The 14,075-nt window shown below is 54.5% G+C and carries 10 protein-coding genes; 5 read left to right on the top strand and 5 right to left on the bottom strand.

Going from position 1 to position 14,075, the window contains the following annotated elements; translation table 11 throughout:
- Positions 1 to 3 precede the first annotated feature (3 nt).
- The 4 genes from ACR0MQ_RS01285 to pyrH form a co-directional block, all read right to left on the bottom strand.
- Positions 4 to 1,212 (bottom strand): class I SAM-dependent methyltransferase, encoded by a 1,209-nt coding sequence (locus ACR0MQ_RS01285; protein WP_480605365.1) that lies wholly within the window; start codon positions 1,210 to 1,212, stop codon positions 4 to 6.
- Between the two features lie 61 nt (positions 1,213 to 1,273).
- A complete protein-coding gene (locus tag ACR0MQ_RS01280; RefSeq protein ID WP_480605362.1) occupies positions 1,274 to 2,707 on the bottom strand; it encodes a cryptochrome/photolyase family protein in 1,434 nt (477 codons plus the stop codon).
- A gap of 47 nt (positions 2,708 to 2,754) precedes the next feature.
- Positions 2,755 to 3,981, bottom strand: coding sequence for an aminotransferase class V-fold PLP-dependent enzyme (locus ACR0MQ_RS01275; protein ID WP_480605359.1), 1,227 nt, complete (start codon positions 3,979 to 3,981; stop codon positions 2,755 to 2,757).
- Positions 3,982 to 4,258: 277 nt separating this feature from the next.
- Complete coding sequence (gene pyrH / locus ACR0MQ_RS01270; RefSeq protein WP_010439624.1) at positions 4,259 to 5,011, bottom strand: UMP kinase; 753 nt, start codon at positions 5,009 to 5,011, stop codon at positions 4,259 to 4,261.
- A 97-nt stretch (positions 5,012 to 5,108) separates the two neighbouring features.
- On the opposite strand from pyrH, the gene miaA reads away from it, so the two are divergent.
- From miaA to ACR0MQ_RS01245, 5 genes are all read left to right on the top strand, one after another.
- A complete protein-coding gene (gene miaA / locus ACR0MQ_RS01265; RefSeq protein ID WP_170469691.1) occupies positions 5,109 to 6,008 on the top strand; it encodes a tRNA (adenosine(37)-N6)-dimethylallyltransferase MiaA in 900 nt (299 codons plus the stop codon).
- A gap of 366 nt (positions 6,009 to 6,374) precedes the next feature.
- The gene (locus ACR0MQ_RS01260) at positions 6,375 to 8,045 is read left to right on the top strand and encodes an ABC transporter substrate-binding protein (RefSeq protein WP_010439622.1); all 1,671 of its coding nucleotides are present in this window, start codon (positions 6,375 to 6,377) and stop codon (positions 8,043 to 8,045) included.
- A gap of 119 nt (positions 8,046 to 8,164) precedes the next feature.
- Complete coding sequence (locus tag ACR0MQ_RS01255) at positions 8,165 to 9,211, top strand: ABC transporter permease (protein WP_010439620.1); 1,047 nt, start codon at positions 8,165 to 8,167, stop codon at positions 9,209 to 9,211.
- Between the two features lie 13 nt (positions 9,212 to 9,224).
- The gene (locus tag ACR0MQ_RS01250; RefSeq protein WP_010439618.1) at positions 9,225 to 10,688 is read left to right on the top strand and encodes an ABC transporter permease; all 1,464 of its coding nucleotides are present in this window, start codon (positions 9,225 to 9,227) and stop codon (positions 10,686 to 10,688) included.
- 94 nt (positions 10,689 to 10,782) lie between these two features.
- On the top strand, positions 10,783 to 12,870 hold the full coding sequence (locus ACR0MQ_RS01245) for a dipeptide ABC transporter ATP-binding protein (RefSeq protein WP_010439616.1): 2,088 nt from the start codon (positions 10,783 to 10,785) through the stop codon (positions 12,868 to 12,870).
- Positions 12,871 to 12,986: 116 nt separating this feature from the next.
- On the opposite strand, the gene ACR0MQ_RS01240 is transcribed toward ACR0MQ_RS01245, so the two are convergent.
- Positions 12,987 to 13,973: an MBL fold metallo-hydrolase gene (locus ACR0MQ_RS01240; protein WP_010439614.1), complete on the bottom strand. Its 987-nt coding sequence runs from the start codon at positions 13,971 to 13,973 to the stop codon at positions 12,987 to 12,989.
- Positions 13,974 to 14,075: the final 102 nt, after the last annotated feature.

The following is a 14,075-nucleotide window of genomic DNA, read 5'->3' as shown; positions in this document are numbered from 1 at the left end:
TCTTCAACTTGGCTTAGCTATAGTGATCTGTGTCACATCACAATTGCCGGTGTCAAAGGCTGCGCCGCATGCAGTTAAATAATAATTCCACATGCGGCGAAAACGCTCATCAAACCCTAGCTCTGAGATCTGGTCCCACTTGGCGTTGAAGGTGTCGTACCAGCGGCGCAGTGTCAGATCATAGCTTTGGCCAAATTCCTTTGAGCGTACTACTTGAAGTCCGGCCTGATCGATCTGCTCTTTCAGGATCGACGGTGCGGGAAGCATGCCACCCGGAAATATGTATTTCTGTATGAAATCAACACCATTCTTGTAAACTTCCCAGCGGTGATCCGCGACTGTTATGATCTGTAATGTCGCTTGCGCACCGGGCTTCAACCGGTCACGAACAGTGTTAAAATATGCTGGCCAATATTTCCGACCAACCGCTTCGAACATCTCGATTGATGCAATACCGTCATATTGTCCCTGTTCATCGCGATAATCCTGTAATTTAAAATCTACAAGATCCGATAGCCCAGCCTTTTCAATGCGTTCCTTCGCGAACTTCAACTGTTCCTGACTGATCGTCAATCCAGTGACTCGGAGCCCGCACTCTTTGGCGGCATATTCGGCGAAGCCGCCCCAACCGCACCCGATCTCAAGGATATGATCCCCTGGCTTGGCCCCCATTTCATCCACCAAACTGGCATATTTCGCTGTCTGCGCATTCTCGAGGCTTTCCTGCCCGGTCTCAAAAATGGCGCTGGAATAAGTCATCGTGTCATCCAGCCACATACCATAGAAATCATTTCCAAGATCATAGTGATACGAGATGTTCTTCTTCGCCTGCGACCGGTTATTGCGGTGCAACCAGAACCTCAGACGCTCATAGGCGCGAACCAGGAACTTGCCCGTGAAATCGTCATAAACGGTTTCAGTTCCCAAATGTACCAAGTCCATAAAGCTGCGCAGATCAGGTGTGCTCCAGTCGCCTTCCAGATAGCCGTCCGAAAACCCCAGTTCTCCTTCTCGTAGCAGCCTGGCAAAGACGTCGGGATCATGGATATCCACATGGGCAACCGGACCGGCTTTAGGTGCATCCGCCCGAAAAACCCGACCATCCGGCAGAGCGATATCAAGGCGGCCGCTTTCCATGCGGCTCAGCATCTTGAAGACTTGTGCAAAATATCTTGGCAGGTCCTCCTGCCCTTCGGTGCTCGTCAGGAACATCCGCTCTCCCCTCTGCGGTTGCAGAATAAAGCTAGGACGGGATTCGGTTTATGGCAAGTTTTCAGTTCTTTACCGGAACTTTTCTGGTTTCATACGCGTCCAATGCTCGGATGCGACCTTCTTTCAGCCCTACCACTGGAGCGCTGTAGCTGTCTTCCTGACAAAGCCCCCAAGACCGCGGTATGGCACTAAAATAGGCGCGTGCGGTTGGGGACGGGTCAGACCGACCCTCAGCAATCCAACGATTCAGATAATCCGAATGTGGATCAAATCGCTCGCGCTGTGTTTCTGGGTTGAAGATACGGAAATACGGGGCTGCGTCTGGCCCGGAACCCGCCACCCACTGCCATCCCATCGCGTTTGCGGCTGGGTCCCAATCAATCAGGCAATCGGCAAACCAATCAGCACCAATTTTCCAGTGCGTCATCAGATGCTTGGTTAGATAACTCGCCACAATCATCCGTGCACGATTATGCATCCGCCCGGTCACGTACATCTGCCTTAGCCCCGCATCGACTAGTGGCACCCCAGTTCTGGCCAACTTCCACGCGCGGACTTCAGGCGTGTCGGGATCAGTATTCCACGGAAACGCATCCCATTCAGGTTTCCAATTGTCGGTCAGGAGATGCGGCCAATGGTACATCAGGTGATAAGCGAACTCACGCCACACAAGCTGCCGTAGAAAGGCCTCGCCCCCGCGCGAACCGGTGCGATCCGCGTTTTGCACCCGGTGCCATATTGTGCGCGGCCCGATTTCGCCTAACGAGAGGTATTCTGAAAGATCAGACGTACCAACCTGATCCAATCGATCTCGCGCTTCCTGATATTGATCAATATTTTCCAGAAACCTATCCAACTGATCCAAAGCCGCAGCCTCTCCAGGACGGACAAACGGTCGTACGATCGTCGCGCCACGCTGCATCTCCTGATCCAGATTCCAATCGGACAGCCGATCAGAAGCAGGCCAAAGATCTGGCTTGGCAATTCGTGCAGCAGTCGGTTCTGGCATCGCAACATCTCGTCCGCTCACCGACCTCCACATCGGAGTAAATACACGAAACGGTTGCCCCGCTTTGGTCGCAATCGTCCAAGGTTCGAACAAAAGATGCCCTGCAAAGGATCGCACCTCGATCCCCTGTTCGTTCAAGCTGGCCTTGATATGCATGTCCCTGTTGATCGCCTTCGGGTCATACTCTCGCGACCAAAATACAGCTCCTGCTCCGGTTTCGTGTATCAGACCTTGCAGCACCCCCAGCGCAGTCCCCCGGCGCAGGATCAGATTGCTGCCGATCTGATCAAGGGTCATAGCAAAAGCCTCAAGACCCAAACCCAGACGCCATTTGGGCGCTGCGCCCAATGCTTGAACCTGATCGTCCAGAATAAATACGGGTACAATCGGGCGACCCGACCGTAACGCCGCCGTCAACGCTGGATGATCACTTAATCGCAGATCGCGCCTGAACCATAAAATGATCGGAGAACGCCCGGAATCCATATCCGCCTCTTGTTTTTAAAAGAATACGAACCGGTACGAATATTGGATCACAAAACGCGGTCAAGCGCCTGAAAAAGCTGATCAATTTCCTGATGACTTGTATAGTGCGTGAAGCTGAGCCGCAGAACCCCCTGATCTGGATCAACACCCATGGCCTGCAGAGGGCGATGCGCATAGAAATCGCCACCACCTGCCATGATCCCGTGTTGGGAAAGCTCGGCTGCAACAGCCTCGGCTTTTTTGTTTAGGCTTAACGCCACCGTCGGTGCGCGCTGTTCGGCCTTGGACGGCCCAATCAAACGCAAAGTGTTTATATCTTTGACTGCATCGAGCAGTGGCTGCAGCAACGCAATTTCGTGTTGGCGCATAAGGTCATGAACAAATCCACCGCGCGTAGACGCCCCGGTTTCCGGCCCGCCGTGATGATCACAAAGCAAATCTATGTAATCGGCCATGCCAGCACTCGCGGCGATCTGTGCATGATCAGGGCCGGCAGGTGTAAACCGCTTATAGAGCGTGCCACCGTTGAAATAGTGGGCCTGGTTCGGAAGCATCTCACCCAAAGGGCGTCGAATAACCATGCAGCCTTGGTGCGGGCCATAGGTTTTGTAGGCTGAGAACAAATAGATGTCGGGCCCGAGATCACCGACGTTCGGCAGGCCATGTGGCGCATAAGAAACTCCGTCGACACAGACAAACGCACCCGCGGCATGCGCTATCGCCGTGATTTCGGTCACTGGATTAATCTCGCCGACGACATTTGAGCAATGTGGGAAGCAAACGAGGCGGACTTTCTCGTCCAACAGGTTTTCCAGATCCTGTGGGTTTAGCGATCCACTGTCCGGATCAATCTGCCATTCGCGGATTTCGATACCGTCTTCTTCCAATCGACGCCACGGGCCGGTATTGGCCTCGTGGTCCTGATTGGTCACAACGATGGCATCACCCTGCCGCATCCACTGACGAAAGGCCTGCGCCAGAACATAGGTATTCTGAGTCGTTGAGGGGCCAAAGCTCAGCTCATCCGTATCCACGCCCATGATCGCGGCCAACCGCATCCGCGCTTCATCCATTTCTTCGCCGCCCAGACGGCTGGCTTCGTATGGCGCATAAGGTTGGACCTTGCGCTGTGTATAAAACCGGTTCAGGCGATCAATCACCGGCTTACAGGTGTAAGATCCACCAGCGTTTTCAAAGAAGGCCTGCCCGTTCAGACTGGGTTCAGAAAAGGCCGGGAATTGCGCCCTAACGAAATCGATATCAAGTGTGCCCATCACACGTCTCTCCCTGATCGCATGCCTCATTTCGGAAATCCGCCCGCGCAAGGTCTGGGCACTTCCAAAACAACCAAGGCATTACTGTCCGGCCGCCATCCCCATCAGAGGACATGCTATGGCAGCAGTCCTTCTGATGGCAGCTTGCTGCAAACAAACAGGAACAGATAGTCAGACGGAAAAGATTAGGTCAAGTCACTGTGCTGATAACATTTTTCATATCTAGCGCAAAAAAAGAACCGGGCTGCTAGACCCGGTCTATGTGCTAATTGATGCGCTATCCCTGGACTTTGGTATAGGTGCCCTCACCCGCCAAAATACCGCGGAACCCGCCGGGCTCATCCAGACCAAAAACGATCAGCGGCAGATTGTTGTCACGTGCCAAGGCGATGGCCGATGCATCCATCACTCGCAGGCGTTTAGCCAGCACATCGTCATACGAAACGTTGTCATAACGTACCGCGTCCGAGTGTTCTTTTGGGTCCTTGTCATAAACGCCATCGACACCATTCTTACCCATGAAGATCGCTTGGCAGGCCATCTCATTCGCGCGCAATGTGGCGGCGGTGTCAGTGGTGAAATAGGGGTTCCCGGTTCCCGCCGCAAAGATGCAGACCCGTTTTTTCTCAAGGTGGCGTACAGCACGGCGGCGAATATATGGCTCACACACTTCGTCCATCCGAATGGCCGAAATGACACGGGTGAAGACCCCGGCCGCCTCAAGCGCGGATTGCATCGCGAGCGCGTTCATGACCGTTGCCAGCATGCCCATGTAATCTGCGGTCGTACGCTCCATCCCCTGTGCCGAGCCGGAAAGCCCCCGGAAGATGTTGCCACCACCGATGACCATACAGATTTCGACACCCAGATCGTGTACCGATTTCACTTCTTGTGCGATGCGCTGGACGGTTGGCGGATGAAGTCCGAATCCCTGATCCCCCATCAGGGCCTCGCCCGAAATCTTCAACATGACGCGGTCATACGTTGTTTTCGGGGTCTCAGTGGTCTCGTCAGAAGGGGAAAGGCTCATGTTGCGCTCCGGGCTGGCACGGGTTTATTTTCCGGCGCAAAATGAAGCAAAACCTCCGCAGGTTCAATGCAGATAGTCAGGGATAAGGCAATCAGCGATGGCCGATACAAATGAGAACCGGCTTTGGGCGCAGTTGCCTCCGATTCCTGATGACAAACCGGTGCTGATCGCTGGGCCTACGGCTTCAGGAAAGTCAGCTCTGGCGCTTTTGATCGCGCAGCGCTGCGGTGGTGTGATCGTCAATGCCGATGCAAGTCAGGTCTATGATTGCTGGCGCATCATATCTGCACGTCCCTCGATCGAAGAAGAAAAACGTGCCCCACATCTGCTGTACGGGCATGTCGCATATGATCAGACCTATTCCACCGGACATTGGCTTCGCGACGTCACGCCTTTGCTTAGACAAAAACAGCGCCCTATCATTGTGGGGGGTACAGGTCTGTATTTCACTGCGCTGACCGAAGGGATGGCCGAGATACCTGCAACCCCTCCTGAAATTCGGGCCGAGGCGGACGCATTATCACTAAGAAAGCTGATCGAAGGTCTTGATCTTCAAACGCTGCAGAAGATCGACACCCAGAATCGAGCCCGTGTTCAACGCGCGTGGGAGGTTCAGACCGCAACAGGCCGCTCGCTTGCTGATTGGCAGGCTGATACACCCGCCCCGATTCTGGATCTGGGGAATACAGTTCCGATTGTATTCGACGTCGAAAAAAGCTGGTTACTGGATCGTATTAATCGTCGTTTCGATCAGATGTTGGATCAAGGCGCCATGGCCGAAGTGGCCGCGATGCAGAACCGATTTGACCCTTCTCTACCAGCCTTCAAGGCCATTGGCGTGCCTGAATTGATGGCATGCCTAGAAGGCCGCATGTCCCAGGAAGAAGCCAGGGATCGGGCAACAATAGCTACACGTCAATTTGCCAAACGACAACGAACTTGGTTTCGCGCCCGCATGAAATCCTGGCACCACATTGATGCCGCGTCTCATCAGTAAGGGGCATTCCTCGGGCATTGGAAGCAGTTGGATTTCTTAGTTTTCTCCCCAAAAAAACGACCGAATGTGTTGCAGCGTGACTGTCAATTCTATCCGCGGTGCTTTCGGCTAGTTGTGCGAACGCACCACGAAATAATCCTGAATGGCTTACTTTTCTGCCTGATGTCGTTTTTGTACCATCAATGACGATTTCCGACATTGACGCCGCAATGAAACTGGTGCCGAATGGAGGTCATGGGGATGTTCAATAGTCAAGAAAACAAGCCTGCGGCCCGGTCAATCGATCCAATTCGTTGGCCGTAGCGCCCGTTTTAATCAATCACAACGCGAACTTTACCTAATAACTAGTGTCACAGGGAGACATCTATGAAAAACCAGACAATCAATGGAAAGCCGATGCACTGGGCGGCAGAGATGCATGCTCAAGAGTATCGCGACGGCAATCTGAGTCGGCGCGAGTTCATGGCGCGGGTAACCGCACTTGGCGTCGCCGTTCCGGCGGCATATGGCATGATCGGTCTGCAATCACCTGCTGCAGCGCAGGAGCCCCAGAAAGGCGGCACCATTCGCTACCAGATGGAAGTGCGCGCATTGAAAGATCCTCGCACCTATGACTGGACGCAAATTGCGACCTTCACTGCGGGCTGGCTTGAATACCTTGTCGAGTACAACAACGACGGTTCGTTCAAGCCGATGTTGCTGGAAAGCTGGGAAGCCAATGATGACGCCACAGAATACACGCTGAACGTCCGCAAAGGTGTGAAGTGGAACAACGGAGACGACTTCACCGCCGAAGACGTGGCGCGCAACATCGCTGGCTGGTGTGACTCATCGCTCGAGGGTAACTCGATGGCATCGCGCATGTCGTCACTGGTCGACGAGTCAACGCAGAAGGCAGCCGACGGCGCCATCACCGTTGTCGACTCGCACACCGTAATACTGAAATGCAACGCGCCCGACATCACAATCATCCCCGGCATGGCCGACTATCCGGGCGCCATCGTTCACAGCAGTTTTGACGCGAACGACATGCTCTCCAACCCCGTTGGTACGGGCTTCATGATCCCGGAAAGCCACGAAGTGGGTGTTAAGGGTGTATTGGTTCGCAACGAAGGCTTTGACTGGTGGGGCTATGAGGCCGGCAAGGGCGGCTATATCGACCGGATCGAGTTCATCGACTACGGCACCGACCCGGCGGCCTTCCTGGCAGCCTATGAGGCCGAAGAGATCGACATGAACTGGGAATCGGTCGGCGAGTTTGTCGACATCTTCGACGGCATCGGCCTCGTCCGCTCGGAAATTCCATCAGGCTTTACCATCGTTATCCGCCCGAACCAGTTGGCTGAAGATGCGAATGGCAACAAGATCTATGGCGACAAGCGTGTGCGTCAGGCTCTGGCTATGGCTGTTGATAACGAAGTGTGCTTGGAACTGGGCATGTCAGGCTACGGCATCCCCGCCGATAACTGTCATGTCGGTCCGATGCATCCGGAGTATGATTCAGCTGTGACACGCATACCGTATGATCCAGCGGGGGCGAAGGCCCTGATGGACGAAGCCGGAATGGGTGATTTCGAACACGAAGTTCAGTCGATTGACGATGACTGGCGTCGTAACACCACCGCCGCGGTGGTCGCGCAGTTGAACGACGCGGGCATCAAGGCCAAGCATACCGTTCTGCCGGGCTCGACCTTCTGGAACGACTGGACGAAATACGCCTTCTCGTCGACCAACTGGAACCACCGCCCGTTGGGCACTCAGGTTCTGGCACTGGCCTATAAGTCAGGCGTCGCGTGGAACGAATCCGGTTTTGCCAATGAAGAATTCGATACTCTGCTGGCCGAGGCAAACTCGATCGCAGATGTCGACAGACGTCGCGAAGTGATGGCCAAACTGCAGGCGATCATGATTGACGAGGGTGTGACCATCCAGCCCTATTGGCGGACGGCGATGCGCCACCATCGTGACAACATGGTGGGTGTTGAAAAACACATCGCCGACCTGCCGCAGTTGTACAAGTTCGGCATCATCTCCTAACCAAACATCAAAGGCCGCGCCGCTCTGGTGCGGCCTTTTCGTCCTGAACACGGCGACCATAATAACAGCAATGCATGAAGCCGTTTGGCATTCATGCTGGCCGACCAACAGGGGCTAATATGGGACTTTTCATTCTAAGGCGCGTCGGCATCATGCTGGTGACTGCACTGTGCCTGACATTCCTGGTCTTCTTTTTGACCAACCTCTACCCGAACCTCGAAAAGCTTGCGAAAACGCAGGGCAACTTCCGTATGTCGGATGAGCAAGTTGAGAGCTATCTGCAGAAAAACGGTTACCTCCAATCCACTCCGATCAAATACGGTGAATGGTTAGGGGTCTTGCCTTCGTATCGGCATACGAACGAAGATGGAACCGTTCAGGGCCGATGCATTCTGCCCGGGAAAACTGCTGAAGAGTCTCCCAGTTTCTGTGGTATCCTGCAGGGGTATTGGGGTTATTCAACGGTCTTCAAGGAAGAGGTTTCAACCGTAGTTGGAAACAGGCTGGCATTAACCGGGCGGTTGATGTTCTGGGTTATGCTGCTGATGGTCCCTTCGGCACTGATCCTGGGTGTTTTGGCCGGAATGAAAGAAGGTTCAGCAACCGACAGGACGCTGTCGACCTTTGCCATCACCACAACCGCAACCCCAGAATATGTTTCTGGTGTTATCTTCATAGCGATTTTCACTTCGTCCGCTGTCGGCTTGAAGTGGTTCAAGGGCACTGCCACACAAGCGATGGAGAACCCGACATTCGAGAACTTCTTCCTCCCGGTTTTGACGATTGCGCTTTACGGAATGGGCTATATCGCCCGGATGACCCGCGCCTCGATGACCGAGGTAATGACGGCGCAGTACATCCGGACGGCGCGCCTGAAAGGTGTATCGTTCTCGAACATCGTCATGAAACATGCGCTGCGCAATGCGCTGATCGCGCCCTTTACAGTCATCATGTTGCAGTTCCCATGGCTGCTGAACGGCGTGGTGATCGTCGAGACCCTGTTCAACTACAAAGGGTTTGGTTGGGCGCTGGTGCAGGCGGCAGGCAATAACGACATCCAGTTGCTGCTGGCGATTTCGGTCGTGTCGGTGTTTGTGGTGCTGGTGACGCAGCTGATTTCGGATATCGGCTATGTCTACCTCAACCCGCGCATTCGCATTTCTTAAGGAGGGTTAGATCATGGAACCACTTACCTGGACCGGCTCTATCGCCTTCCTCAACCCGCTACTGTTGCTGGCACTTGGGCTTTTGGCCTTGTCCATCGTTGTCTGGATGCTGGCAAGTATCGTTCTGCCCGAAGACCAAATGACAGTGAATCCAGACGGAACGCTGAGTTCGAGCTCGGGTCTTCGCAATCTGATACAAGCCGCGCTGCGCTATAGTTTTCTAGCTATTGTGGGCCTCGCAGTTGCTTATATCGTGTTGGGCATTCTGATGGGCACGAGCGCCGGTATCATTGGCGCCATATCCCAGCAGTTCCTGCCGGTTTGGCTGTCGCTGATCATCCTTTATGCGATGTCGATTGCGTTCAAACGCAAGCTTGGACTTTACGGCAAACTTTTCGACAGCCCCATTGGCATGATCGGCTTTGGCCTTGTGATGTTTTGGGTATTCACCGGGATTTTCGGCGCGCTCGACCTGATCGTCACCCATGACCCATTGGCTCAGCTCTCAGGCATGAAAAACAAGGTGCCGGGTACGCCTCTGGCCAGCTTGGAAGAGGGTCAGTACGCCTGGTACCTACTGGGTGGCGATAACCTTGCACGCGACGTCTTCAGTCGCATGGTCAAGGGTGCCTGGATTGTTGTTCAAATCGCACCTCTGGCGACCATGTTTGCCTTCATGGTTGGTATCACTCTTGGTCTACCTGCGGGTTACTATGGCGGGCGGCTGGATACGCTTCTGTCGTTTCTCGCGAACCTGATCCTGGCCTTCCCAGTGATCTTGCTATTCTACCTGCTGGTCACACCCGAGATCGTTGCGACCGGCGTTCCTAATTATATGGCCGCCGTATTGTTCGTATTCCCAATCATCTTTCTGGGTGTTTTGCTGAATTCGCGGTACTACACACGGCCAAACTTTCGGACTCCGCTGTTGATCGGGGTACTTGGCGTTGCGCTCTGGTTGTATCTCTCGCTGATTTCAACCAGCGGCTACATCATCAACACTGACAGCTACCGTATCTGGGGACTGCCGACCTATCTGGATCTCTTCGACATTCCGGGTGGCATTCTGGTGGTGTTTGTCTCGGTGGTCTTCGTGAACTCACCTACGGTGTTCCGCATCGTACGTGGCTTGGCGCTGGACATCAAAACCCGAGACTACGTGGCCGCGGCCCAGACCCGAGGTGAAGGCCCGTGGTACATCATGCTGTGGGAGATTCTGCCCAACGCGCGCGGCCCGCTGATCGTCGATTTCTGTCTGCGCATCGGCTACACCACCATCCTTCTGGGGACCTTGGGTTTCTTCGGGTTGGGTCTTCCGCCGGAAAGCCCGGATTGGGGGTCTACGATCAACGAGGGGCGTAAACTCTTGTCGATCTATCTGCACCCAGCCCTTCCGCCTGCGCTGGCCCTGTTGTCACTGGTTCTTGGTTTGAACCTGCTGGCGGATGGTCTGCGCGAAGAAAGTCTGAAGGACTGATGTGATCGAGGCCGGGGGGCCAGCCCCCCGGCCCCCCCGAGATATTTTTAGCCAGATGAAGGGGATCCCCCGGACTCTCGCGAGGAGATACAAGATGAACAAACTGGCGGATTATGACGGGCCCATCCTGGAGATCGACAAGCTGTCGATCTCGTTCTTTACCCGTCTGCGGGAAATTCCGGCTGTGATGGATTTTTCGGTTAGCGTGCAACCTGGTGAGGCCGTCGGACTGGTTGGTGAATCCGGGTGCGGTAAATCGACCGTTGCCTTGGGCGTAATGCAAGACCTGGGCAAGAACGGCCGCATAGTCGGGGGTTCGATCAAGTTCAAAGGTCGCGATCTGAGCGAAATGTCCACAGAAGAGCTGCGAGACATTCGCGGCAATGAAATCGCAATGATCTATCAGGAGCCGATGGCCTCTTTGAATCCGGCGATGAAGATCGGCAAGCAACTGATGGAAGTTCCGATGATCCACGAAGGCGTCGGTGCGGAAGAAGCTTATTCACGCGCGCTTGAGGTGGTAACAGACGTGCGTCTTCCTGACCCCGAACGGATGTTGAATTCGTTCCCACACCAGCTTTCAGGCGGTCAGCAGCAGCGGATCGTGATTGCGATGGCGCTGATGTCGAAACCGGCGTTGTTGATCCTGGATGAACCAACGACCGCTTTGGATGTGACCGTAGAGGCCGCAGTAGTCGAACTGGTCAAGGATCTTGGCAAGAAATACGGCACCTCGATGCTGTTTATCTCGCACAACCTCGGGCTCGTGCTGGAAACCTGCGATCGGCTTTGCGTGATGTATTCCGGTGAAGCGGTCGAGCGTGGTTCGATCAAGGATGTCTTCGACGAGATGCAACACCCATATACTCAGGCGCTGTTCCGGTCGATCCCGTTGCCCGGAGCTGACAAGAACTCGCGCCCGCTGGTGGCGATTCCGGGGAACTTCCCCCTGCCCCACGAGCGGCCCCCAGGCTGTAACTTTGGCCCGCGCTGCGACTATTTCGAAGAAGGTCGCTGTGATGCCAAAGACATACTGATGGAAGCAGTGCCGGGAAATGACAGACACCATACGCGTTGTCTGAAATTCCAGGAGATTGATTGGAATGCGCCAATCACAGTGGGTGAGCAAAAAGAGAAAGGTGAAATCGGCCGGACTGTCCTGAAAATGGACAACCTCAAGAAATATTATGAGGTGGCTGCGAATGCCTTGTTCGGTGGTGGTGAGACTAAAGTGGTCAAGGCCAACGAAACCCTGAGTTTTGAGGCGCATGAATCTGAAACGCTGGCCATTGTTGGTGAATCCGGTTGTGGCAAGTCCACTTTTGCAAAGGTTTTGATGGGCCTGGAAACTGCAACCGACGGGCAAATTTTGCTGGACAATCGCAACATCGAACAGGTGCCTATCGAAGAGCGGGACGCGAAGACCGTGGGCGAGGTTCAAATGGTTTTTCAGAACCCCTTCGATACGCTGAACCCGTCGATGACTGTCGGGCGTCAGATCATTCGGGCCCTAGAGATATTTGGCGTCGGTAATTCAGAGGCTGAGCGGAAAAAGCGGATGCTTGAGCTGTTGGACCTTGTCAAACTGCCGAGGGCATTTGCCGATCGCATGCCGCGCCAGCTGTCAGGTGGTCAGAAGCAACGCGTGGGAATCGCGCGCGCCTTCGCCGGAGACGCGAGGATCGTTGTCGCGGACGAACCGGTTTCGGCGCTGGATGTTTCGGTACAAGCAGCGGTGACCGATCTGTTGATGGAAATTCAGCGGGAACACAAAACTACTCTGCTATTCATCAGCCATGACCTGTCAATCGTGCGTTACCTCAGTGACCGTGTAATGGTGATGTATCTGGGCCATGTGGTGGAACTGGGCACGACCGACCAGGTCTTTGCTCCACCATACCACCCTTATACTGAGGCGTTGTTGAGCGCGGTTCCGATCGCAGACACGTCAGTTGAGAAACAGCATATCGTCCTTGAAGGTGACATCCCTTCGGCCATGAACCCACCGCCGGGCTGTCCGTTTCAGACACGCTGTCGCTGGAAGTCCGAAGTACCAGATGGGCGGTGCGAGTCTCATGTACCCCCGGTTCAGACGCTTGCAGATGGACATCAGGTCAAATGTCACCTTGCCGAAGATATTCTGGCCAAAATGGAGCCTGTCATCAAAATTGCGGCCGAATAATTCCTCGTAAAAGAATGAAGAAGGGCCGGCCCTCGACCGGCCCTTTCGATTTGCGTCACGATTGGTGGGGGGACAGGCGACGCAGGTTGTGGGTGAGTGGCAGTTTCAGTTTGCAATCAGCCCGTCATCACGTTGTTTCCAAAGTGCATGAACTCCTGATTCATGCCGGCAACATCTCCGGCTTCCAGCTTTAAGCTGGCGCTGTCGAGCATCTTATAACTCTGCTGGCTTTTGACCCAATCGTCCGCGGCCTGAAGCGTCGTAAGCGTGTATGACGTAACCTCGTTGAGGTAGTGTGTCGGGATGATGATTTTGGGCTTGAGCTTGGCGACAATATCATTTCCCTGATCGAAGCTTAGGATATGTTCTGACCCATCGACAGGCAAAGTCAGCACATCGACCTGCCCGATCGCATCCCAGAACTCCTGAGGCGGATTGTGACGGTTGTCACCCCAGATCAAGATGCGAATCCCGCCGGTTTCCACTAGGTAGACCACCATATCCATGTGGCCCACGTTGTTGGGCGGGCAAGCTTCGGCACCAAATTCGGCCAATGCGTTGGTCCATTCGTACCATCCCGGCGCAACGCAGGCATGTTTGTCGGCAAAGCCCGTGATCTTTAGGTCGGCAAACTCAAAATTCCCCGCCATCCTGTCCAAAACCATTGTGGAGCTAGGCCGTTCGATAGCGTCATGGTCAAAATGAGCATGAGTGGACATGGTTATGTCTACGGGGATCTGCGGAAATTCGTTGCGGAACCATAACCCCCATGCGCCCGAGGGATCATCCCGCCAAGGGTCGAATAACACGGTCGCTCCGTTTGGCGAGGTGATCTTGATGGCACAGTGACCGTAGTAGTCGATCCCAACAGTTCCCGTGCTGGCCTGCCCAGTCGAGCCCTGCAAATCAATCACATGATTGTTGTTGCCCGGCTGCAGCCAAGCCTGAGATTGTGCTTCGGCTGGTTTGCTACCCAGAAACGAAGCCCCTGCCCCAACGCCCGCAGCGCCAGCCGCCATAAAAAAAGACCGGCGTGAAAGGCCAGTTGCCAGAGTGTCACGTTCCCCGTTCAGAATAGTTGGCTTTAGATCTTTGCGATCCATCTTGATCCTCCCGATTGAGCGGGTGCGGCTGTATCCGCACCCTTCTGATCAGGTTAACAAGGTCTTCGTGGAAGGCTCAGATCAGAAAAATCTGGGGGGAAT

This window comes from Ruegeria sp. AN6 (genome assembly GCF_056540425.1).
Note: the sequence above shows the minus strand (reverse complement) of the source record. Positions and strands in the feature narration are given on the sequence as shown.

Coding starts and splice junctions, on each gene's coding strand:
- ACR0MQ_RS01285 (WP_480605365.1), bottom strand. CDS start 1,212: ATGTTCCTGACGAGCACCGAAGGGCAGGAGGACCTGCCAAGATATTTT.
- ACR0MQ_RS01280 (WP_480605362.1), bottom strand. CDS start 2,707: ATGGATTCCGGGCGTTCTCCGATCATTTTATGGTTCAGGCGCGATCTG.
- ACR0MQ_RS01275 (WP_480605359.1), bottom strand. CDS start 3,981: ATGGGCACACTTGATATCGATTTCGTTAGGGCGCAATTCCCGGCCTTT.
- pyrH (WP_010439624.1), bottom strand. CDS start 5,011: ATGAGCCTTTCCCCTTCTGACGAGACCACTGAGACCCCGAAAACAACG.
- miaA (WP_170469691.1), top strand. CDS start 5,109: ATGGCCGATACAAATGAGAACCGGCTTTGGGCGCAGTTGCCTCCGATT.
- ACR0MQ_RS01260 (WP_010439622.1), top strand. CDS start 6,375: ATGAAAAACCAGACAATCAATGGAAAGCCGATGCACTGGGCGGCAGAG.
- ACR0MQ_RS01255 (WP_010439620.1), top strand. CDS start 8,165: ATGGGACTTTTCATTCTAAGGCGCGTCGGCATCATGCTGGTGACTGCA.
- ACR0MQ_RS01250 (WP_010439618.1), top strand. CDS start 9,225: ATGGAACCACTTACCTGGACCGGCTCTATCGCCTTCCTCAACCCGCTA.
- ACR0MQ_RS01245 (WP_010439616.1), top strand. CDS start 10,783: ATGAACAAACTGGCGGATTATGACGGGCCCATCCTGGAGATCGACAAG.
- ACR0MQ_RS01240 (WP_010439614.1), bottom strand. CDS start 13,973: ATGGATCGCAAAGATCTAAAGCCAACTATTCTGAACGGGGAACGTGAC.